We start from the raw sequence: 23,336 nt of genomic DNA, 5'->3' as shown, positions 1-23,336 counted from the left end.
CTCACCCTCTTTGTCTGGTTATGTCGTCGGCCTGGTGCTCAGCGCAGCAGGTATTGGTTGAGCAGGTTCTCGTAGCGCTCCTGCTTGCCGCTGGCCTGCACCGGTTCGCCGTTGCCGGCCGCGAGCTTGGCCAGGTCGGCCAGGCCCAGCTTGCCGCTGGCGAAGTCCTTGCCGGCGCCGGCATCGAAGCTGGCGTAACGCTGTGCGCGCCACTGTTCCCACGGCGAATCATTGAGCAGGCCGTGGGCCACTTCCAGACCGCGTGCGAACGCATCCATGCCACCGATGTGGGCAATGAACAGGTCTTCCATGTCGGTGGATTCGCGGCGCGGCTTGGCATCGAAGTTCAGGCCGCCGACCAGGCCGCCCTGACGCAGCACCACCAGCATCGCGCCGACGGTGTCGTACAGGTCGGTCGGGAACTGGTCGGTGTCCCAGCCGTTCTGCGCGTTGCCACGGTTGGCATCGATGCTGCCGAGCAGGCCGTGATCGGAGGCGACCTGCAGGTCGTGCTCGAAGGTGTGGCCGGACAGCGTGGCGTGGTTGGCCTCGATGTTGAGCATGAAGTCATCCTGCAGGCCATTGGCCTTGAGGAAGCCGGCGACGGTTGCCGAGTCGAAATCGTACTGGTGCTTCATCGGCTCCATTGGCTTGGGCTCGATGAAGAACTTGCCGGTGAAGCCGATGCTGCGACCGTAGTCGCGCGCAGCGCTGAGGAAGCGTGCGAAGTGCTCGAGCTCGCGCTTCATGTTGGTGTTGTGCAGGCTGGCATACCCTTCGCGGCCACCCCAGAACACGAAGTGCTCGCCGCCCAGTTCAACCGTGGCTTCCAGCGCGGCCTTCACCTGCACCGCGGCGCGGCTGACCACGTTGAAATCCGGGTTGGTCGCCGCGCCGTTCATGTAGCGCGGGTGCGAGAACAGGTTGGCAGTGCCCCACAGCAGCTTGGTGCCGGTCGCCTGCTGGCGTTGCTTGGCCAGCGCCACCACGTGCTTGAGATTCTTTTCGTAGGTGCCGATGTCATCGGCGTCCGGCGCCATGTCGACATCGTGGAAGCAGTAGTAAGGCACACCGAGCTTGGTGAAGAACTCGAACGCCGCATCGACCTTGGCCTCGGCGGTGGCCATGGCATCGCCCTTCTCCCACGGGAAGCGGCGCGTGCCCGGACCGAACGGATCGGCACCGGCGTTGCAGAAGGTGTGCCAGTAGCAGGCGGCGAAGCGCAGGTGCTCGCGCATGCTCTTGCCACCGACCAGCTTGTCCGCGTCATAGACCTTGAACGCCAAGGGGTTGTCGGAGTCGCGACCCTCGAACGGGATCTGGCCGATGCCGGGGAAATACTCGGTGGCGCCGATGAAGGGCTGCTTGCTCATGGTGCGAATTCCTGTGTCGACAAACTACGGGGAAAGAATCAACCGCGGTACAGCGGCATGACGGCGTGCAGGTGTTGCAGGTAGCGCTGGTAGGCCAGCGCATAGGCCGCGCTGCGCGCGCCGTCAGGCGTGGCAGTGGCTGCGGCATCGGGGGTTACATGGGTGGCCGCGAGTGTGGCCAGGGATGCGTCGTTGCCGGCGCTGCGCTGCAATGCCCACAGCGCCTGCAGGGCGGCCCCGAAAGCGGCGCCTTCGGACTGCTGCGGCACTTCCACCGACAGGCCGAACACATCGGCGACCATCTGCCGCCAGGCAGCGCTGTTGCTGCCGCCACCGGTCAGCACGATGCGGTCGAAGCGCATGCCGGCACCGACGAAGGCATCAAAGCCGTACTTCAGGGCGTAGGTCGCCCCTTCCATCGCTGCGCGGTAGAAGTGCGATGGGTTCATGGTGGTGGCGTCCAGGCCAGCCAGCACACCCTTGCCCAGCGGCAGGTCGGGAGTGCGCTCGCCATTGAGGAAGGGCAGCATCACCAGGCCATCGGCGCCCGGTGTGGTCGCATTGATATGCGCATCGCCGTCGCGGCTGCTGAAGCCGAACATGCGCGCCACCTGCTCGGTGACCACCGTGCAGTTCATCGTGCAGATCAGCGGCAACCAACCGCCGCTGGACGAACAGAACGCCGCCCATGCGCCACCGGCATCCACCACCGGCACATCGGAACTGGCGAACAAGGTGCCCGAAGTACCCAAACTCATCGCCAGCTTGCCCGGCGCAACGCAGCCGGTGCCGATCGCGGCCATCATGTTGTCACCGCCGCCTGCGCCAATCTTCACCGTGGCCGGTAAGCCCAGGCGTGCTGCAGCCCCGGGCGCGATATCGAACAGGGCATCGGCGTCCACCAGCGGCGGCAGGCAGGCAGCGAGATCGCGGTTGGCGTCGGTCGCCTTCAACAGTTCCGGCGACCACTGGCGCGTGCGCACATCCAGCCAACCGGTGCCCGAGGCATCGCCGTGCTCGCAGTAGTACTGGCCGGTCAGCACGAAGTTCAGGTAGTCGTGCGGCAGCAGGATATGCGCCAGCTTTGCGTAGGCCTCCGGCCGGTGTTTGGCCGTCCATGGCAGCTTGGAGGCGGTGTAGCCGGCAAGGATGGGGTTGCCGGCCAGTTCGATGCAGCGCTGCGCGCCGCCGGCCGCGTCCATGATCTGTGCGCATTCGGCGCTGCTGCTGGTGTCGCACCAGAGCTTGGCCGGGGCCAGCACCTTGCCGTCCGCATCCAACGCGACGAAGCCATGCTGCTGGCCCGACACCGCCAGCGCCTGCACCTGCTGGCGCAGCTGCGGGTCGATGCGGGCGAAGCAATCCTCCATCGCCGCGACCCACGCTGCCGGGTCCTGCTCGCGGCTGCCGTCATCGGCACTGTGCAGCTGCAGCGGTGCGCTGGCCGTGGCCAGCAACTGCCGTTGCGCGGCGTCGTAGACCACGACTTTCAGGCTCTGCGTGCCCGCGTCGATACCGGCGACGATGCTCATGCCGCGCACCAACGGGAAGCGAGGTGACTCATGCAAGACTCCATTGACCATCGTGCAGCTGCGCGGTGATGCGCTGGCCGGCACGCAGGTCCAGTTTCAGTTCGTGGGTTTGGTAAACGAGGGTGAAGGCGCCGCCGCGTTCGGCCAGCAGGCTGACCTGCTGCAGGCGGCCCGCGCTCCACTGCAGGTCGAGCACGCCGGCATTGCGCACACGCACGCCCTGCAGGCTTCCCTGCACCAGTTCGGCCGGCAGCGCAGGCAGCAGGAACACCGCCCCGCCCCAGCTCTGCACCAGCATCTCGACGATGCCGGCGGCGCCACCGAAATTGCCATCGATCTGGAACGGCGGATGTGCGTCGAACAGGTTTGGATAGCTGCGCTGCGGTGCCAGCAGCAGGCGCAGGATCTGCAGGCAACGCTGGCCTTCGCCCAGCCGCGCCCACAGGTTCAGGCGCCAGGCGATGCCCCAGCCGGTCGCTTCGTCACCGCGCAGTTCCAGGGTGCGGCGTGCGGCGGCGCTGAGCTCGGGTGTGTCGCGGCGGTTGATCTGGCTGGACGGGTGCAGGCCGTACAGATGCGAGACGTGGCGATGGTGCAGTTCCGGCGCCTGCATGTCCCAATCCTGCTGCCATTCCATCAGCTGGCCGGCGCGCCCGACCCGGTTCGGCGGCAGCTGCGCACGCAGCGTTTCCAGTTGTGCGGCGAAGGCATGATCGGTGTCGAGCAGGCGCGCCGCCTCGATGCACTGGCCGAACAGGTCGCGCAGCAGCTGCGCATCCATGGTCGGCCCGGCGCAGATCGCCGCGCCGTGTGGATGCTGGTTCTCAGGCGAGATCGACGGCACCGTGACCTGGTGGCCGGTGTTCGGATCGCGCTGCAGGCTGTTGACGAAGAACAGCGCCGCGCCCTTGAACAGCGGCCAGACCTGGCGCAGGTAAGCCGGGTCGCGGCCATAGTCCCAGCGGTCCCACAGCTGCTGCAGCAGCCACGCGCCGCCAGTCGGCCACAGTGCCCACTGCGCGCCATCGGGCGGCGTGCTGACGCGCCACAGGTCGGTGTTGTTGTGCACCACCCAGCCATCGACGCCGTACATCTGCTGCGCGGTGAGCGCGCCGCTGCGGGCCAGTTCGCCGATCATCCGCTGCAAGGGCTCCACGCATTCGGGCAAGGCCGCCGCTTCGGCCGGCCAGTAGTTCATCTGCGTGTTGATGTTGAGCGTGTACTTGCTCTCCCACGGCGGGTCCATCAGATCGTTCCAGATGCCCTGCAGGTTGGCCGGCTGGGTGCCGGGACGCGAGCTGCAGATCAACAGGTAACGGGCATAGGCGTGGTACAGCGCGACCAGTGCCGGATCATCACCGCTGGCAAAGGCCGCGATGCGTTCGTCGGTAGGCTTGTCGGCGGCAACCGTGCGGCCCAGGTCCAGGCGCATGCGCCGGTACAGGCGCTGGTGTTCGGCCAGGTGATCGGCGCGCAGCTGCGCGGCGCTTCTGCTTGCGGCCTTGGACAACTGTGCGGCGGTGATCGCTTCCGGATCGCCGCCGACGTCATCGAAGGCGCGGTAGCTGGTGGCGGCGACCAGTCGCAGTTCCAGCTCACGCACGCCGTCGAAGGCGATGTGATCGGTGTTGATGCGCAGCTTGCCGCCAACGTGGCGCACCTGCACACGGAACGTAAAACGCAGCTTGCCGGGCACACCGTCGCGCGACACGTTGTGGCCGCTGACCAGCCAACCATCGTCGGTGGCCGTCGTACTGGTTGCGTGCTCGTTGGCGGTGCGGATGAAGCCACCCATCGGCTCACCGTCTTCCACGGTGTAGCGCAACACCAGGCATTGATCGACCGGCGAGATGAACACCTCGCGGCGATGCAGGCCGGCACCGGCGCGGAACGTGGTGCGGGCAATGGCCGCATCCAGATCCAGCTCGCGGCGGTAATCGCTGATGCCTTCCAGGCGATGGAACTCCAGCCACAGGTTGCCCAGCGGCTGGTACGGCATCTGTTTGACCGGCCGCGAGATCAGCGTCTCGTTGGCCAGTGCTTCGGCGGCGGCATAGTCACCGGCGAAGACCAGCTCACGCACGCGCTGCACGCTGTCGCGCGCACGCGGATTGACCGCGCTGTACGGGCCACCGGCGTAGAGCGTGTCTTCATTGAGTTGCAGGCGCTCGTTGGCGACGCCACCGAACACCATTGCGCCAAGCCGGCCATTGCCCAGCGGCAAGGCCTCCACCCAGCTGCGCGCCGGCTGCCGGTACCACAGCAGGTCGGCGGCCGACGCCGCGGCTTCCGACGTCGCCGCCTGCAGCACGCCGGCCAGCGGCAGGTTGCCGACGGCCAACGCGGCCGCCGCGCCCTTGAACAGCGCTCGGCGGCCGGGCTGTGCCAGCCCGGCGGTTCCAGTGGTCATCCCGACGACCGGGACAGGACCGTTTGCAGCGTTCATTCCGGCCCTCCCAGACTCAAATGTCCACCGGTTTCCATAATGCCGAACTTGGCTGCCGCTGTCAGCGGGCAGCCGGACGGGTGATGGCCTGCGCCTTGCCGTCGTAACGCACCACCACGTCGGCCTTGGGCTCCAGCGTGCCGATGCCGTCACGCGGGCCATCGACCCAGCGCACGCGCAGCTCGCGCTTGTCCTGCATGCCCGGGTAGCTGCCTTCGCGCGCACCGATGCTCAGCACGCCCTTGGCCTGATCCCACTGCAGTGCGATGCGGCTGGACTGGCCACGCTCGTAGCCATAGTTGCGGCCGTTGTCCTCGTACAGCGAGAAGCTGCCGTCGGCGCCGGTATAGACCTCGATGGTGACCGGTGCGTTGGGCTGCTCGTCGACGTACTGCTGGACCACGGTGCGCGGGACGATGGAGCCGGCACGCACGAACAGCGGACTGCGCTCCAGCGGCGCGGCGGCGGTGATGGTCTGGCCACCGGCATGACGCTCGCCGGTGTTGAAGTCGATCCAGCTGGTGCCGGCCGGCAGGTAGACCTGACGGCTGGTGGCCTTGAACTCGGTCACCGGCGCGACCAGGAAGGCCGGGCCGAACAGGTACTGGTCGGCGATGTCACGCACCTTGGGGTCGGCCGGGAAGTCCATCGCCATCGCGCGCAGGATGGTGCCGTCCTTCTGCCAGGTATCACCGGCCAGGGTGTAGATATAGGGCAGCAGCGTGTAACGCAGCTTCAGGTAGTGGACGAAGCTGTTGTAGTGCGCCGAGCCTTCCGGGGCGATTTCCCAGATCTCGCGGTACGGGAACTGGCCGTGCAGGCGGAACACCGGCACGAAGGCGCCGTACTGGAACCAGCGCAGGCTCATCTCGCGCCACTCCGGCAGGTGCGCCGGGTCCTTGTCGATGAAGCGCTGCTCCGGCGAGAAGCCACCGATGTCGAAGCTGACGTTCGGCGCACCGGCCATCGAGGCATTGACCAGGCCGGAGATCTGCTCACGCATGTCGTCCCAGCGCGGCACGATGTCACCGCTCCAGAACGCCGCACCGGCGCGCTGCTGGCCGGCGAAGTAAGCACGCGAGAGGATGAACACGCGCTTGTCCGGATCGACCTCGCGCGAGCCTTCGTACACGCCTTCGGAATGCACCAGCGGATAGGAGTTGAAGTACTCCACCGAGGAACCGATCGCGGTCGGCGTGGTGCGCGCCTTGCGCTCACCGATGTCGATGTTGCTGTGCAGGTCCGGCTCGGAGGCGTCCAGCCACCAGGCATCGATGCCACGGCTGTTGAGCTTCTCGTTGACCTGACGCCAGAAGATGTCGCGGCCCTTCTGCGAGTACGGGTCGTAGAAGGAATTCAGGTAGCCCTTGCCGATCCAGTCCAGCTCGCCGACTTCGACGTTGCGGTGGTACATGGCACCAGCGGCGTCGAGTTCCTTGTAGTTGGCGGTGGTCGGGTAGAACTTCGGCCACACCGAAATCATGATCTGCGCGTTCTGGTCGTGCACGTGCTTGATCATGCCGGTCGGATCCGGGAAGTTCTTGCTGTCGAAGTCGTGCGAGCCCCAGGCGTCTTCCGGCCAGTACGACCAGTCGAGCACGATGGCGTCGATCGGCAGCTTGCGGCGGCGGTACTCGTCCAGCGCACCGGTCAGCTCGTCCTGGGTCTTGTAGCGCTCGCGGCTCTGCCAGAAGCCATACGACCACTTCGGCAGCAGCACGGCCTTGCCGGTCAGTTCGCGGTAGCCGGCGATCAGTTCGTCGGCATTGCTGCCGGCAACCACGTAGTAGTCGATCATCTGCCCGGCTTCGGACCAGATCGAAAGATCATTGGCCTCAGCGGCCGGCAGCGGGTCGCGATGCAGCAGCGCGATATAGGCCGGATCGATCGCGTCCCATTCCACCTTCACCTGGTGCTTCTGGCCCGGCTGCAGGTCCAGCGCGAACTCGTGGTGCCACGGGTTCCAGTTCTGGCGCCAACGGTCGATCACCAACTTGCCGTCGATGTAGACCTTGGCGTACTCGCTGTTGTACATCGAGAACGTGTGGCGGCCGCCCTGCTTGGCTTCGATGGCGCCTTCCCACACCACCTGGGTGCGGCCGCCCTGGGCCTTGTTCCAGCCGTCGGCGGGCAGCGCCTTCAGGTCCTTGATGTACTGGTAGTTGATCTCGTTCTCGCGACGCACGACACGCTGCTGGCCATCGAACGAATAGGTCGCGGTGAATGCACCCGGCTTGCCCTGCGCGTCATAGACCACCAGGTCTTCCTGCAGCGGTCGCAGGCCCTTGGGATCGCCGTAACGGGTGATCGAGTTGTTGTCCCAGAGGATGCCGTAGTTGCGGCTGGAGATCAGGTAGGGAATGGCGTTGTCGATGTTGTGCTGGAGCAGTTCGACATCCCGGCCCTTGAGGTTCATCCAGCCCTGCTGGTGCAGGCCGGTGCCGTACAGCGCTTCGCCTTCGACCGAATCGAAGCGCTGGCGCACGCTGTACATCGGCTTGCCTTCCACCTGCCCGGCGCTGAAATCACGCGTTGCGGCCGACTCGGCAAGCAGCGGCTTGCCGGCGGCATCGAAGAAGCTGACGCGGCCATCAGCCAGTGCAACCTGCGCGGAGATGCCCGCGGCCTTCAGGGTCACTGCGCTGGCGTCCTGGCTGACCTCGAATGCCGGCACCGGCGCGCTGTTGGCCACGCGCATCAGGCTGGGGCTGCGCTGGAAATCACCATCCACGTCCGCGCTGACGCGCACGATGCGGTCGTCCACCAACTGCAGGCGCACATCGGCGGCTTTGGCATTGGCCGGGCGCACGATCACACCATCGGCCTGACGCTCCACGGTCTGTGCCGATGCGGCCAGCGGCGCCATCGCGGCGGCCACGGCCAGTGCCAGCAGGCTGGTGCGCAGCCGCGCGTGCTTGTTCTGCAACATCATTGGATCTCCCTCCGTTGGGGCGCCTGGTTGGCGCCTTGCTGTATGCGACTGCTCAGTAGGTGGCCAGCTTCACCCGCAGCAACTGCGGTGCGCTGGAGAAATTGAGGCCGTAATCGGTCTGGTCACCGTTCCAGCGGCGGCGGAACGTCCACTCGCCGTCGACATAGGTGCCTTCATCCACCGAGTGATACATCTGCCGCTCGGCCACCGCCGGATCGGCCGCCACCAGGCTGATGCGCGCGTGCGCACCGGTGACCAGGAATTCATCCGCAGCCAACTGCACCACCAGCGCCCGGCCAATCGGCTCGGGGTTGCCCGGCGGCTCGCCCTGGAACCAGAACTGCGGCACGCCATAGGTGATCACCGCGTTCCACTTGTCGTCGATCTTCAGGGTCTGCACGGCCTGCCCTGGCTGCTCGGCGGTGGCGCGCACCTTGCCCTCGAAGCTGGCCTTGGCGATCACCCCGGCAGCCGGCGCCACCAGGCGATAGTTGAGCGCGAACGGCTCCAGCGTCTCCGGGTTCATGGCCCGTGCGCCGAGTGGATAGTTGGAGTACTTGGAGTAGTCGATGCCGAACGGCGACCAGCCGATGGCCTGGTGACCCAACGCCGAGAAGAAATAACGCGCGTACTCCTCGCGGTTGCCGGTCTCGGCGACGAACAGCGGATTGTCGGCGCGCGAATAGCGCTCCAGCACCGTGGTGTACATCGTGTACTCGGGCATGTAGATGTCCGGCGCCAACAGGTCGATGTTCGGCGCTGCTGCCTTGTACACGTCCAGCACGTTGTCGGTGGGGCCACCGCTGGCGTACTGCCCGGGCTGGCCCGGGTTGAACGGGCCGCGCAATGCTGCATTGACCAACATCGGCAGGTTGTACTCGGCCTTGCCGGCAGCAGCCACTTGGTCAATGAAGTGGGCGATATGCCAGGCATGGAAGAACTCGTCGGCATCGGCACCGAACACGTCACGCCACGTCCCCGGCTGCTTGCCCAGCTTCTTCAGCAAGGCCTCGGGCACCGCCGCATCGAAGTCCTTCTGCGCAAGCGGCGAGAAATCACGCACGCTGCCATAGGTGCCCGGCTCGTTCTGCGGCTGCACCATGATCACGGTGTGCTGCGGGTCCTTCGCCTTCAGGTGACGCATCAGCTGCACGAAGGCCTTGCGGTCAGCCTCCAGGGTTGCCGATGCATGCGGCGACAACGAGTTGAGGGTGCGGCCATCGGCGGTGATCACGCGCGGGAAGCGCTGGTTGTCCAGCTTCACCCACTCCGGCGCGTAGTTCGGGCCGTTGTTCTTCCAGGTGGCGAACCACAGCAGGATCAAACGCACTTTCTTTTCGCGGGCCTGCTCCAGCAGGGTATCGACGAAGGCGAAATCGAACTCGCCCTCCTTGGCTTCCACCTGCTCCCAGCCTACCGGCACCATCACCGTGTTCGGCTTGACGATGTCGATGGCCGGCCATACGTCGTCCAGCGCCTGCGGGTAGTTGCTGGAGTTGTTGACCTGCGCGCCAAGGATCAGGAACGGCTTGCCATCGACGAACAAGGCATGGCGACCATTCTCGGTGACCACGCGCGGCAATTCCGCTGCTGCGGCCGAGGTCGCGGCTGCAGCCTTGGCTTCGCCACCTTGCGCTGCGGGTGCGTCCGGGCTGGCGCCGCCACAGGCAGCCAACAGCAATGCCATCGCGGTTGCGAGCAGGCCACCGGTGACCGGCGCGGAACGTTGGAAAGTCAGCTTCATGGTCGTTTCCTTTTGCTTCATGCAGGTAGTCCGCACGGTCATGGCCCGGTGCGGAAAGGCGACGCCGGCAAGCCGGTGGCACCTGTCAGGTTGGCGCCCTGCGCGGTATCGCTCCAGCCGTAGCGTGCGGCCACCGGCGCCTTCACCGCGCTGCTCTGCAGGATCACCCGGTTGCCATCGATACGTGCCTGCGCGCGATGGAAGTGCCCATCACTGCCGGCAACCTCAAAGCCCTTCAGTTCACCGCCACCGCCTACCTGCAACGGCGCAGCGCCCGCGTCAAAACGCAGCACCACGCTGCTGCCCTGCACGTCATGGCCGACATGGCTCGGGCCGGATGCAACGACCGTGCTGTCGCCATAAACCAGCTTCCCTGCGGCGAGCGCCAGGCGATCGCCAACGGTGCGCTTGTTGCGCGGGTGGATGTCGTGCACATCGCCAACGTCGGTGATCACCACCTGGGCGGTGGCTGGCAGCGACAGCGCCTCGCTCTGCGATTCACGCAGCAGGGCCCAAGGGCTTTCGATGGCGACATCGTCGGCATCGCGCTTGTCCGCACCGGACGAGAACGGCGCCAGCTGCACCCACAGGAACGGCAGCGCAGGCGCCTTCCACTGTGCGCGCCATTGCGTGATCAATGCCGGGAACTGCTGCCGGTACTTCTGCGCCTGCGGCAAGGTGTTGGCGTTGGATTCGCCCTGGTACCAGAGCACGCCACGCACGCCGTAATCCTGCAGTGGATGGATCATCGCGTTGTAGAGAAGGGTTGGGTGCTGGTTCTTGTCATCGACCAGCGCGACCTGTGCGCTCTCGACGCGGAAGCTCCAGCCATCCAGCGCACGCGCGGCCGCGCCCTGCGGCTGCACGAACACTTCGCTGGCTTCGCCGTGGATGCCACCGCCGCCGCCGAAGTCCTGCACACGCACGGCGACATGGTTGAGCCCTGCATGCAATGCGGACGCGGGCACGCTGTAGCGACGCGCCAGGTTGTACTGCAGCTTGGTTTCGCCGACCTGCTGGCCGTTGACCCAGGTGGTATCACTGTCGTCGATGCGGCCCACGCCCAGGGTCACGCCCCTGGCGGCTTCATCGGCACTGAGGCGGAAGCTGGCGCGGTACCAGGCAACGCCGTCCATGCCATTCCAGCCCTGGCTTTCCCACAGGCCGGGCACGGTGATGGTGGTCCACTGCGCCGCATCGACATCGGCCTCATGCCAGTGGCTGGCATCGGCCGGCAGCTGCGGCCAGCGCGCAAGGTTGGCGTGGGTTACCTGCAGCGCCTTGGTGTCGGCCTCGCGCAGCGCAGCCGCCTGCGCGGCCAGCGCGGCGCTGTCCAGGCCCTGCGTTGCTGCATCACTCCAGGCTTCGATGGTGCTGCCGCCCCAGGTGCTGTCGATGATGCCGACCGCAACACCGGTGCGCGCACGCAGCTGTTGCGCGAAGTAATACGCTACCGCCGAAAAGTCGCCGGCGGTACGCGGCGTTGCCTGCCGCCAGTCGCCGCCAGTGAGCTGCCACTGCGGTGCGCCGGCCCACGACTTGGGGATCTTGAAATGGCGGATCAGCGGATCATTGGCAGCTGCAATCGCCGCCTCGGCGCCATCGGTCTGGGCCAGTGGCCATTCCATGTTGGACTGGCCCGAGGCCAGCCACACTTCACCGACGTAGACGTCACGCAACTGCTTTGGCGCAGACTTGTCGTCGATGCCCAGCACATACGGGCCGCCAGCCGGCAACGCGGCCAACTGCGCGCGCCAGTTGCCGTCGGCAGCGGCCTTCACCGTCACCTGCCTGCCCGCGAAATCGATGCGTACCTGTGCACCCGGTGCAGCCTTGCCCCATACGGGCAAGGGCTGGTCACGCTGCAGCACCATGCCGTCGGCGAACACACGCGGCAGCTCCACTGCCTGTGCACTGCTGGCAAGCGCTGCCAGGCCCATCACTGCGAACAACGATTTCAATTCGATTCTCCGTACCAGATGCCACGGCCTTCGGTGCCGAAATAGACGCGGCCGGGAATACGCGTATCACCGGTGACATGACGGATCACGCCGCCAAAGCGCTGCGCGTCGTTGTCGATGCGGGTCCAGCGCCGGCCACCATTGTCGGAACGGTACAGGCCACGCTTGCCGGCCATCTCGCCGAATACGAACAGCACCGGCGCGTCACCGTCCTTGAGTGGCTTGCCCAGCCCGACCGAGAACACGTTGTCCAGGCCTTCCACACGGCGCAGCTTGCCCGGCGACCAGTGCAACAGCCCACGCCAGCCGGCGGCGACCCAGGCCTCCCCGGCCTGCCACGGATTCGGGCGGATCTCGGCACGGAACCAATCACCCACCGCGCCAACGCCGGCCTCGGCCTGACGGAATTCCACGCCGCCATCGCCACTGACATACAGCGCGCCGCTGACCGGATCGAAGCCGTAGTACACGCCGGCCTCCAGCTTGTCCGCTTCCACCACCGCATTCTTCGGCAGACCCTTCACCGCCTGCCAGCGGCCGCCGAAATCGGCGCTGAGCCAATGGCCGCCATTGCGGGTCTGCCAGATCACCCGCTTGCCGTCGGCGGCCAGGGTGATGCGGCCTGCACCTTCGCCATCGGGCGGTTCGTGCGCGAATGCCGTCCACGTGCGCCCGCCATCCTTCGACCAGGCCGCACGCACCGCGCCTTCGGGGCGGTCATGGAAGTAGCCGGTACGCACCATCAGCTGCGGTGCCTGCCCGGCATAGGCAAGGCTTTCGGTATTGGAGAAGCGCACGCCGGCAAACCGCTGCTGCGGTGTGTCCAGATCGTCATGCACAAAGCCGTCGATGTCGCCCAGGCCACTGACCAGGTGCGCACCCTGCGGCGGGCTGACCAGCGCCAGCGGAACGGTCTCCTCGAAACCGGCCAGCGGGAAACGCCAGGTCAGGCGCTTGCCGTCGTCGAAGCGGCGCAGGTCGCTCGTATCCCAGATGCCGTAGCCGGTGACGAACTGCAGGTGGCCGGGGTCGTGCGGATCGATCGCCAGCACACCCATCCAGTGCGGCCGCGCCTCTTCGGTCCACGGCGCATAGGAGTGGTCGAAGTCGGCGCGCGTGGACAGCGCGGTCCAGCTGCGGCCGCCATCGACGCTGCGGAAGATGTCGTCATGCGGCGCGAAGCGGTTGAAGGTGCTGGCGACGATACGCTGCGGGTCCTGCGGATCCACCGCCACCGCGCCCCAGCCGAAGCCGTCGCCCTGCAGGTCGGTGGACTGCGGCACCGGGGTGATGTCGGTCCATGCACCGTCGCGCGGATCAAAGCGCCACAGCGCACCGTTGTTCATGGTGTTGGGGCCGGGCTGGTCGCCGTAGCTCAGCAACCAGCGGCCCAGGCTGTCGCGCACCATGTGGTTGGGGCGCAAGCCAGTCGGCTGGCCCGGCACTGCCTGCCAGCTGCTGCCGGCATCGTCGGAGCGGTACAGCGCGGTCTGCTGGGTGGAGACGCCGGCGTAGACCGTGCGCGATGCACCGTCGCCACCCTTGCTGTCGGGTTCGAAATTGATGAAGGCGACGCCGATCGCCTGCGCACCGCCCCAGCTCTGCGCGGTGGCTGCGGTGGATTTGGCGATTGCCGGGAACGACTTCAACTCGCTCCAGCTGATACCACCGTCGGCACTGCGCCACACGCCGTTGGCGCGGGTACCGAACAACAGCACCTTGCCGTCATTCGGGTCCACCGCCAGGCGCTCACCATTGGCGCGGCCCAGTTCGTTGCCGCCCATCTTGAAGGGCAGTTCGGTGCGCTGGAAACTCTGCCCGCGGTCGTTCGAACGCAGGATCACGCCGTTGCTGCCACGCTCGTGCAGATAGGTGCCCACCGCCATGTACAGGCGTTCGGGGTCGGCCGGATCGACGGCCATGCTTTCCACGCCGAAGCGGCCCTGGTCGCTGGCGTCCATCCAGTCCAGCAGGGGTTGCCAGCGCTGCTGCGCCGGCTCCCAACGGTACGCGCCACCGATATCGGTGCGCGCGTACTGCAGCCCTTGTTGCTGCGGATGGAAGACCAGCCCGGTGACGAAACCACCGCCGCCGATGGCGACGTTGTGCCACTGGTACTCCGCTGGCGCCGCCGCGGGTGCGGACAGCGCTACCGTCGCTGGCAGCAGCATCGCCGCCGCCAGCATCCACCGCCGCAGAAGCCCGGCGCCCGTGGCCGCGTGTTGCTGCGTACCACCCGTGTTGAAGCGCCCGACAACTGCCATCACCGCACCTCCGTTCAAAGATCCAGGTTGGCCCGGATGCTCAATCCATAACGACGATCATTGACGTACCAGCCGTTGGGACGGCTGCTGCTGCCGTAGTAATCCGAACGCACCTCATCGAGCAGGTTGGTGCCGTCCAGGGTCAGCGACCAGATCTTGTTGAGGTTGATGCGCAGCGAGGCATCCAGCTGGCCGGTGGCGTCGTGGTACTGCGGCACATGGCCCGCATTCGGCGGCCGCGTGGTGACCAGCCAGGTATCACGCCAGTTGTAGGCGGCACGGAAGGACACACGTTCCTTTTCGTACATCAGCACCACGTTGTAGCTCTTCTTCGACAGGCCTTCCAACGGCAGGTAGGAAATCTCGATGCCGTCGGTGCTGGCGGCGTCCGGTGCCGGTGCCTTGCTGTCCACGTAAGTGTAGTTGGCCTCGAAGCCCAGGCCGTCCAGCGCGCCCGGCAGGAAGGTGAAGAACTGGCGGTAACCGAGTTCGAAGCCCTTGATCTTGCCGTCCTGGCCGTTGGCACGGGTCTGCAGCTGGAACTCGCGCACGCACTCCATGCTCACGCATGGACGGGTCTCACCGGTGGTGGAACCTTCCAGCGGCATGTCGAAGTTCGGGTCGAAGTAATTGGCGGCGATCGTGTCGTAGTAGTAGAAGCCGTCAACCTGCTTGTAGAACGCGGTGCCGTAGATCATCGAGCCCAGGCCGAAGTACCACTCCAGCGAGGTATCGAACTGGTTGGAATACATCGGGTCCAGGTTTGGATTGCCGCGGCTGGCGTAGGAAACGCCACCGGTGTTGAAGTCGAAGAACGTGTCGTTGAGATAGACGTAGGGGTCCATCAGGTTGAAGTCCGGGCGCGACATCGCCCGCGAGGCAGCCACGCGCCACTGCAGGCTGTCGGTCAGGAACATGCGGAAGTTCAGGCTCGGCAGCACGTCGGTGTACGAGTGCTTGGCGTTGACCTGGTTGGTGTCGTTGGTGGCCGAATTCTGCGCCAGCTCATAGCCGTTGACCGTGGTTTCGGTGCGCACGACGCGCGCGCCGACGTTGACGTCCCACGGGAAGCGCGCCGAGTCGTTGCCCAGGCGCAGCATCGCGTATGCGGCGTAGGTCTTCTCGGTGTACTCGCGGATGTCGGTGATCGGGTTGTAGGCGATCGGCTCGTGGCCGAACATGCGCACGGTGTTCTCGTAGTCGGCGACCATCTCGTCGCAGGCAACGTAGCCGGTCGGCAAGCCGCTGTTGCCACGGAAGTGGTCACTGAACGGGAACAGCCGGTAGCAGGCATTGGGGTAGTCGGCGAACGGCGCCGGGGTGAAGCTGCCCCAGGCATTGTCGGTACCGGCCGGTGCGATCTTCTGCCAGTTCCAGCCCGAGCTGCGGGTGATGGCGCTGCGGTCGGTGTAACGCACGCCCATGCGCAGGTCGTTGAGCAGGTCGCTGTCGAGGAAATCCCAGCGCAGGTCGGCGCGCCAGGAGAACTGGTCGGCGTCGTTGTTGTCGCGCTTGTCCAGGTGCGAGTACCAGCCACCGTAGTTGCTGATGTCGCTCATGTAGCCGTTGATCGGCTGGCCGGTCTCGCGGTCGAGCACGGTCACCGACGGATAGCGGCCGCTCATGTCCACGCGTACCGGCGGCACGCCGTACAGGCCGGACCAGCCACGCCAGTCATCCGGATCCACCTGGCCGGCGAGCAGGTCAACCCAGTAGTTGACGCTCTCGGTGGTGGCATCGATGTACTGGAAGTCGGTGGACAGGTGCAGGTTGTCATTGACCTGCCACTTGCCGCCCAGCGCATAGTCGGTGGTCACCGAGTTGCGCCAGTCCATGCGCGCGGTGGTGGTGATCAGCGCGTTGTTGAAGGTGCCGTACTGGAACTCGCCGTTGCCGTCGAAGCCGAACGGGTCGTTGAACGCTTCGTAGCCCGGGATGCTCGGCGAAACGAAGCCCCAGCCGTTGTTGGACCAGTTCACCAGGTCCTGGGTGTTGTTGTTGAGGTTGCCCACGCGCACGCTGTATTCGCGGTTGCGGAACTTGTAGTCCGAACGCAGCACGGTGCCGTAGATCTCGACGTCGTCGTTCGGCTTCCACTGCAGCGCCACGTACTGGCCGTCACGCTCACGGTCACCGAAGTGGCTGTACATGCCGACTTCGCTGGGAATGACAACGCTCTGGCCTTCGTAGCCGGGCACATCGTCATAGGACAGGTAGCTGCCCATGTTGATGCGGTCTTCGCGGTACTGGCCTTCCTGGTGGGCAACGTTGAACAGCACGCCGAATTCACCGGCTTCGGTGTTCCAGCGATTGGAGAACAGGATGGACGCCGAGGGCTGCAACGAGTCGCGCAGGTCCCACTTGTTGAGGGTGAAGCTGCCGGAGACCTTCATGCCGTCCTGGTCGAAGGGCATGCGGGTGCGCAGGTTGACCAGGCCACCGAGGCCACCTTCGATCATCTCCGCACTGGGGTTCTTGTAGACGTCCACACCGCCGAGCAGTTCGGCCGGCACGTCTTCCCAGCTCAATGCACGGCCGGCGTTGGCGGTGAAGATATCGCGGCCATTGAGCTCGCTGCGCACCTGGGTGAGGCCGCGCACCATGATGCCGCTGCCTTCGCCCTTGTTGCGGGTGATCTGCACGCCGGTGATGCGCTGCAATGCCTCGGCGACGTTGTTGTCGGGCAGCTTGCCGATGTCCTCGGCCACGATCGAATCAACGATCTGGTCGGACTGTTCCTTGATGATCTGTGCCTTGGTCAAGCTGCCACGGGTACCGGTGACCTCGACCTTGTCCAGGTCGGTGGTGGTCGGCGTGGTGGCGGCTTCCTGTGCTTGAGCGGCGGCCGAAAGCAGCAGCGCCACACTCAGGGCAAGGACGGTCGGTTGCAGACCGCTACAAGCGCGGCGACGCGCGCTATTGGCCACCGTGAGGCGGCGCTGGAACGTTGACATGAATGTTCCCTCCCAGGACACATGACGACGATTGAGTTGTCCCCAGCACCGACGTCATTGCGTCTTTGGCACCAGGTGAAGCTGATTGAAAACCGCGTACCTGCACACCCCGCCATGGCCGGGCGCCCGACTTACCGCTCTCCACATCACTTTGCCGGTGGATCCGCATGCCCCCCACTGACGCACGCGGGCCATGGCCCTGATACCAATGACCTGAAACAGCCACGGCGGCGAGCATAGGCGGGGGTACTCATTCCCGACCAATGAAAAAATGCGCAGGATGTATATCGGAAGTGAATACCCCGGTTCAGGCGACCGGCGGGTACAAGCGCCGCGCGGTCAGCCGCAGCGCCTCCAGCACGCGCTCGGCACCGGGGGACAACAACTGGTCGCGCCGGCGGATGATGCCGAAGAACTCCATGCGCACGTCCAGCGCGATCGGCAGGACCAGCATCTGCCCGGTCTGCAGGTAGGGCGCGACCGATTCGGCCGGCAGCGCGGTCAACATATCGCTGTGACGCAGCAGATGGATGGTGACCGGCAGCGAGGTGGTCTCGACGATGTTCTGCGGCGGCACCAACCCATGTTCCAGGAACACCGCGTCCAGCCGTGAGCGCAGCACGCTGCCATCGGGCGGCATGATCCAGCCGTACTCGACCAGATCGCCATAGCCCACGCGCTTGCGCCCCGCCAACGGATGGCTGGCACGCACGATCACCGAGTGCGGCTCATCGGCCAGTGGCTCGAACTCCAGCTCACTGCTGCCTTCGGCGCCCATGATGCGGCCGACCACGATGTCGAGTTGGCCATCGAGCAGCTTGGCCACCAGCGGCCGGCTGTAGTCCATCTCGATCCGGATCAGGATGTCGGGGAAGTCGCGCTTGAGCGCAGCCACCGCCTGCGGCACCAGGTTGGTGCCGGGATTGACCACGGTGCCGATGGCCGCCTGGCCGGTGCGGCCACTGCGCAGCGCGGCGATCTCGTCCTGGGCCCGGCCGATCTCCGACAGCGCCGAGCGCGCACGGCGGATAAGCACCTGGCCGTACCAGGTCGGCTCCACCCCGCGTGCATGCCGTTCGAACAGCGGCACGCCCAGCAGGTCCTCCATTTCGGCCAGCAGCTTGGACGCCGCCGGCTGGGTCATGTTGGCCGCCTCGGCCGCGCGCAGCACCGAGCGCTGCTCGTAGAGATGCAGCAGCAGCAACAGGTGCCGGGTCTTCAAACGGGTGGCATTGAACCAGCCGGTGGTGGGTTGAACCATGCGTGCCGATCCCCTCGACTGAGTAGCTATTCGCCCAGCGAATACATTACGACAAAAATTTCATTTGTCGCACATAGGTTCTCACGCAAGGCTATGCCACGCTTCCGTCAGCACCGCCGCCGCCCTGCCGGGCCGGCGCGGCCAGTACCGACAGCAGGCTTCAGGGAGAAAGGGATGAAGGTTTCACGATCAGCCAGCGCCAGCCGCGCGGGCGGCCACTGCGTTTGCCAAGCGGGGAGCTGCCGATGAGTGGCCGCCTGGCCGGCAAGGTGGCGGTGGTGACCGGTGCCGCCAGTGGCATCGGCGCGGCCATCGCCCGCCTGTTCCATGCCGAAGGCGCGCGGGTGATCGGCATCGACCTGGCTGCCGGCGATGCCGACGGCGTCGAGCTGCTGCAGGGCGACATCACCGATACCGCCGCGATGCGCAGCCTGATCGAAGCCACCCTCGAGCGCCATGGCCGCATCGATGTGCTGGTCAACAATGCCGGCGCCGATGTGTTCTCCGATCCGCTGGCATTGGACGACGCCCAATGGCAGCGCTGCTTCGCGCTGAACCTGGAAGGTGCCTGGCAGCTGTGCAAGGCCGTGCTGCCCGGCATGGTCGCGCAGCAGGCTGGCGCCATCGTCAACATCGCCTCGGTGCATGGGCACAAGATCATTCCTGGCGCATTCCCGTATCCGGTGGCCAAGCACGCCTTGATCGGCATGACCCGCTCGCTCGGCATCGAGTACGCCGCGCATGGCATCCGCGTGAACTCCATTTCGCCCGGGCTGATCCTGGTGCCACGCATCGAGGCCTGGTTCGAACGCGAACCCGGCGCCCGCGAGCGCCAGACCGCATTGCTGCCGCCGCGTCGCATCGGCAGGCCGGAAGAAGTGGCCTATACCGCGCTGTTCCTGGCCAGCGACGAAGCGCGCTTCATCAACGCCACCGACATCCTGATCGATGGCGGCCGCTCACAGGTTTACCACGACTGACATGACCGCCCTGCCCTTCCAGTTGCCCTTGATCGCGATCCTGCGCGGCATCACGCCGGGTGAGGTGGATGCACATGTCGATGCGCTGGTCGAGGAGGGTTTCGACGCGATCGAGATCCCGAGCAACTCGCCGGGCTGGGAGCAGAGCGTGCAACGCAGCGTGCAGCGCCATGGCCAGCACGCCTGCATCGGCGCCGGCACGGTGGTGTTGCCCGAACATATCGACGCGCTTCTGCGTGCCGGCGGCAAGCTGATGGTCACCCCGAATACAGACCCGCAGCTGATCCAACGCGCGGTTGCCGAAGGGCTGCTGGTAGCGGCTGGCTTCGCCACCGCCAGCGAGGCCTTCCAGGCACTGCGCGCGGGCGCGCAGATGCTGAAGCTGTTCCCTGCATCCATCCACGGCCCAGCACTGATACGCGCCCTGCGCAGCGTGCTGCCGCCGGTCCCCCTTTTCGCCGTCGGTGGCGTCTCCCCCGCCACCCTGGCCAGCTATCTTTCCGCTGGTTGTCAGGGTGCGGGCACCGGCGGTGACCTTTATCAACCCGGCCAACCGGTGCAGACCACCCGCGACAACGCGCGTGCGTTCCGCCAGGCCTATCTGGACTACTCGGCATGAAGATCGTGCGTCTGACCACCTACCAGGCTGCGCCGCGCTGGTTGTTCCTCAAGATCGAGACCGACGAGGGCATCAGCGGCTGGGGCGAACCGGTGATCGAAGGCCGCGCAGCCACCGTGGAGGCCGCCGTACACGAACTCGGCGACTACCTGATCGGCAAGGACCCGGCCCGCATCAACGACCTGTGGCAGGTGCTGTACCGCGGTGGCTTCTACCGCGGCGGCGCGATCCTGATGAGTGCCATCGCCGGCATCGACCAGGCGCTGTGGGACATCAAGGGCAAGGCGCTGGGCGTGCCGGTCTACCAGCTGCTCGGCGGCCTGGTGCGCGACCGCATGAAGACCTATCGCTGGGTTGGCGGTGACCGTCCGGCCGACATCGTCAAGCAGATGCAGCATTACAAGTCGCTTGGCTACGACACCTTCAAGTTCAACGGCACCGAAGAACTGAAGCTGATCGACAGCCCACGCGCCGTCGACACCGCCATCGAGAAAGTCGCCACCATCCGCGACGCCCTCGGCAACAGCGTGGATTTCGGCATCGATTTCCATGGCCGGGTGAGTGCACCGATGGCGCGCGTACTGCTGAAAGAACTGGCGCCGTACCGCCCATTGTTTGTCGAAGAGCCGGTATTGCCGGAGCAATGGGAGTACTACCGCCCACTGTCGGAAGTCAGCAGCATTCCACTGGCGGCCGGCGAACGCATGTATTCGCGCACCGAGTTCAAGCCGGTGCTGGCAGCCGGTGGACTGGCCATCCTGCAGCCGGACCTGTCGCACGCCGGCGGCATCAGCGAGTGCCACAAGATCGCCGCGATGGCCGAAGCGCATGACGTCGCACTGGCGCCGCATTGTCCGCTCGGGCCGGTGGCGTTGGCTGCCTGCCTGCAGCTGGACTTCGTCGCCCACAACGCGGTGCTGCAGGAACAGAGCATCGGCATCCACTACAACGAGGGTGCGGACCTGCTGGACTACGTCATCAACAAGGACGACTTCGCCTGCGACGCACAGGGCTGCATCGCGGCCCTGCCGAAGCCGGGCCTGGGCGTGGAGATCGACGAAGCACGCCTGATCGAAGCCAACAAGAATCCACCGCGCTGGCGCAATCCGCTGTGGCGCCACAGCGACGGCAGCGTTGCCGAATGGTGAATGCACAGGTGTTGCAGGTAACCGAAGCCGATGCACGGCTGCTGGTGGACAGCCGCTGCGAGCTCGGCGAAGGCATCCTCTGGTGCGACCGCCGCAATGTCCTGTACTGGACCGATATCCTCGCAGCACGCCTGTGGCGCTACGATCCAGCCAGCGGCCACAGCCAATACTGGCAGCTGCACGAGCCGCTGGGCTGCCTTGCCCTGGCAAACGACGGCCGCCTGCTGCTGGGCCTGGCCAATGGCCTGCATGCAGCCGACCCGGAAGCCCAGCTGCAGGACCGCGAACTCAGCCTGCAACTGCTGGCACATGTGGAAGCCGACAACCCCAACACCCGCATCAATGACGGACGTGCCGACCGTCACGGCAACTTCGTTTTCGGCACCAAGAGCGACCATGCCGACGGACGCCGCGGCGGCAGCTTCTACCAATGGAGTGTGGGTAAAGGCCTGCGCCGCCTGCCCTTGCCACACGTCGCCATTCCAAACGCGATCTGCTTCAGCCCTGACGGTGAGCGCATCTACTTCTGCGACTCACCGCAGGCCAACATCATCACTGGCCGTTATGACCCGCAGAGCGCACTGGTTGAAGAGCTGCAGGCATTTGCCAGCTTGAGCGAACCAGGCATCGAACCTGACGGCGCGGTAGTCGATGTCCAAGGTCGCGTATGGAACGCACAGTGGGGCGCAGGCCGGGTTGCCTGCTATTCCGCCGATGGCCGCATCGAGCAGTTGGTTCACATCCCCACCCAGCACGCCTCCTGCTGCGTACTGGCACCCGGTGCGCTGTACATCAGCAGTGCCCGCGTCGGTCTGGATGCCGCCGCCTTGAGCGCGCAGCCCGATGCAGGAGGCATCTTTGTCTGGGAGCACCCGCAGTTGAAGGCAAGCGTGGATCGCGTGGAGTTGCCATGATCGCCGTGGACTGGGGCACCAGCAGCCTGCGTCTGTACCGCCTCGATGAGAGCGGCCATGTCTGCGAGCGCCGCCGCAGCGAACGCGGCCTGCAAGCCAGTGCCGGACAGTTTGAAGCGGTGCTGGCAGAAGAGATTGCCGGCTGGGATGACCGCTTACTGCTCCTGTCCGGCATGGTCGGCAGCCGCAGCGGTTGGCAGGAAGTACCTTACCTGCCCTGTCCTGCCGGCATCGACGACCTTGCCGCTGCCTTGGTACCGCTGCAGGCACCGGCCTTGGCCGATCGCGCGTTATGGGTCGTGCCAGGTGTCAGCGATACCGGCGGCGACGCCGTACCCGACGTAATGCGCGGCGAAGAAACCCAGCTGGCCGCACTGCTGGCGGTACTGCCACGCGGCAACCATGTCGTCTGCCTGCCCGGCACGCATAGCAAGTGGGTTTCGATTGCCGATGGCCAGATACGTCGCCTGACAACGGCGATGACGGGCGAGCTGTACGCGGTACTGCGCACCCACAGCCTGCTGGGCAAGCTGATGCCCGAAGACGACAGCCGCTTCGACGCCTGGGCATTTGAAAGTGGACTCAAGCGCAGCCGCCACAAGGGCGGACTTCTGCATCACCTTTTCGGTGTGCGCACCCTCGGCCTGTTCAACCAGCTGGAAGGCAGCGCCCTGCCGTCTTATCTGTCAGGCCTGCTGATCGGCCACGAGATACTTTCCTCCGGTGTACTCGAACACACCCCGCGCTTGTCGCAGGTGCACCTGATTGGCAGTGACCGCTTGCTGGCCCTGTATGCACAGGCGTTGATTTCCTGGGGCATCGGCGTACAACGCCACCCGGAAGACCTGGCTGCGCGCGGCATGCATGCGCTGTGGCAGCGACGGCTGGAGCTGGGTGGTGTTTGAGCTTCAACGCGTTGTAGTGCGGAACTGAGCTGATCAACGGACCAGGTCAACGCATGTAGCGCTTGGTGGAGCATCTTTCGCTGCCAAGCGCTCCTCTAGAAGCTCTCATCAACCGAACAAAGTTCGACGGAAGCCAAGCCGTTTTGGTTTTGGTTCTTGCTGTGGCTATGGCTATGGCTATGGCTGTGGCTATGCCTTTGCCTTTGCCTCTGCCTTTGCCTTTGCCTCTGCCTTTGCCTCTGCCTTTGCCTTTGCCTCTGCCTTTGCCTTTGCCTTTGGCTTTGCCTTTGCCTTTGCCTCTGC

At 65.7% G+C, this 23,336-nt stretch carries 14 protein-coding genes; 5 read left to right on the top strand and 9 right to left on the bottom strand.

Annotation, left to right across the window (positions count from 1 at the left end):
• Positions 1–38: 38 nt before the first annotated feature.
• From xylA to QMX78_RS05675, 9 genes are all read right to left on the bottom strand, one after another.
• On the bottom strand, positions 39–1,373 hold the full coding sequence (gene xylA, locus QMX78_RS05715) for a xylose isomerase (protein WP_282267440.1): 1,335 nt from the start codon (positions 1,371–1,373) through the stop codon (positions 39–41).
• A gap of 38 nt (positions 1,374–1,411) precedes the next feature.
• Positions 1,412–2,905 (bottom strand): xylulokinase, encoded by a 1,494-nt coding sequence (gene xylB / locus QMX78_RS05710; protein WP_282267438.1) that lies wholly within the window; start codon positions 2,903–2,905, stop codon positions 1,412–1,414.
• A gap of 28 nt (positions 2,906–2,933) precedes the next feature.
• Complete coding sequence (locus QMX78_RS05705; RefSeq protein WP_282267436.1) at positions 2,934–5,351, bottom strand: glycoside hydrolase family 95 protein; 2,418 nt, start codon at positions 5,349–5,351, stop codon at positions 2,934–2,936.
• A 61-nt stretch (positions 5,352–5,412) separates the two neighbouring features.
• On the bottom strand, positions 5,413–8,280 hold the full coding sequence (locus QMX78_RS05700) for a TIM-barrel domain-containing protein (RefSeq protein ID WP_282267434.1): 2,868 nt from the start codon (positions 8,278–8,280) through the stop codon (positions 5,413–5,415).
• A 55-nt stretch (positions 8,281–8,335) separates the two neighbouring features.
• Positions 8,336–10,027 carry a DUF5597 domain-containing protein gene (locus QMX78_RS05695; protein ID WP_282267432.1) on the bottom strand — a complete coding sequence of 564 codons (1,692 nt, stop codon included), beginning with the start codon at positions 10,025–10,027 and terminating at the stop codon, positions 8,336–8,338.
• A 38-nt stretch (positions 10,028–10,065) separates the two neighbouring features.
• The gene (locus QMX78_RS05690; protein ID WP_282267473.1) at positions 10,066–11,967 is read right to left on the bottom strand and encodes a sialate O-acetylesterase; all 1,902 of its coding nucleotides are present in this window, start codon (positions 11,965–11,967) and stop codon (positions 10,066–10,068) included.
• 17 nt (positions 11,968–11,984) lie between these two features.
• Positions 11,985–14,252 carry a sialidase family protein gene (locus QMX78_RS05685; RefSeq protein WP_282267430.1) on the bottom strand — a complete coding sequence of 756 codons (2,268 nt, stop codon included), beginning with the start codon at positions 14,250–14,252 and terminating at the stop codon, positions 11,985–11,987.
• A 14-nt stretch (positions 14,253–14,266) separates the two neighbouring features.
• Positions 14,267–17,206, bottom strand: a complete 2,940-nt coding sequence (locus QMX78_RS05680; RefSeq protein WP_282267428.1) for a TonB-dependent receptor — start codon at positions 17,204–17,206, stop codon at positions 14,267–14,269.
• A 307-nt stretch (positions 17,207–17,513) separates the two neighbouring features.
• The gene (locus QMX78_RS05675; protein ID WP_282267426.1) at positions 17,514–18,467 is read right to left on the bottom strand and encodes a LysR substrate-binding domain-containing protein; all 954 of its coding nucleotides are present in this window, start codon (positions 18,465–18,467) and stop codon (positions 17,514–17,516) included.
• Between the two features lie 245 nt (positions 18,468–18,712).
• Here QMX78_RS05675 and QMX78_RS05670 point away from each other — a divergent pair, with 245 nt between their 5' ends.
• From QMX78_RS05670 to QMX78_RS05650, 5 genes are read left to right on the top strand one after another with little or no spacing between them, the layout of a single operon-like run.
• On the top strand, positions 18,713–19,447 hold the full coding sequence (locus QMX78_RS05670; protein WP_282267424.1) for an SDR family oxidoreductase: 735 nt from the start codon (positions 18,713–18,715) through the stop codon (positions 19,445–19,447).
• A gap of 1 nt (position 19,448) precedes the next feature.
• Positions 19,449–20,066 (top strand): 2-dehydro-3-deoxy-6-phosphogalactonate aldolase, encoded by a 618-nt coding sequence (locus QMX78_RS05665; RefSeq protein WP_282267422.1) that lies wholly within the window; start codon positions 19,449–19,451, stop codon positions 20,064–20,066.
• Positions 20,063–21,214 carry a galactonate dehydratase gene (gene dgoD, locus QMX78_RS05660; protein WP_282267420.1) on the top strand — a complete coding sequence of 384 codons (1,152 nt, stop codon included), beginning with the start codon at positions 20,063–20,065 and terminating at the stop codon, positions 21,212–21,214. The genes QMX78_RS05665 and dgoD overlap by 4 nt, the downstream gene beginning before the upstream one ends.
• Positions 21,208–22,128: an SMP-30/gluconolactonase/LRE family protein gene (locus QMX78_RS05655; RefSeq protein WP_282267418.1), complete on the top strand. Its 921-nt coding sequence runs from the start codon at positions 21,208–21,210 to the stop codon at positions 22,126–22,128. The genes dgoD and QMX78_RS05655 overlap by 7 nt, the downstream gene beginning before the upstream one ends.
• A complete protein-coding gene (locus QMX78_RS05650; protein ID WP_282267416.1) occupies positions 22,125–23,033 on the top strand; it encodes a 2-dehydro-3-deoxygalactonokinase in 909 nt (302 codons plus the stop codon). Before QMX78_RS05655 ends, QMX78_RS05650 begins: the two co-directional genes overlap by 4 nt.
• Positions 23,034–23,336: the final 303 nt, after the last annotated feature.

The organism is Stenotrophomonas sp. PS02298 (assembly GCF_029959445.1).
In the GTDB taxonomy this organism is placed as follows: Bacteria; Pseudomonadota; Gammaproteobacteria; order Xanthomonadales; family Xanthomonadaceae; genus Stenotrophomonas.
This window is presented reverse-complemented; position numbering and strand designations above follow the sequence as displayed.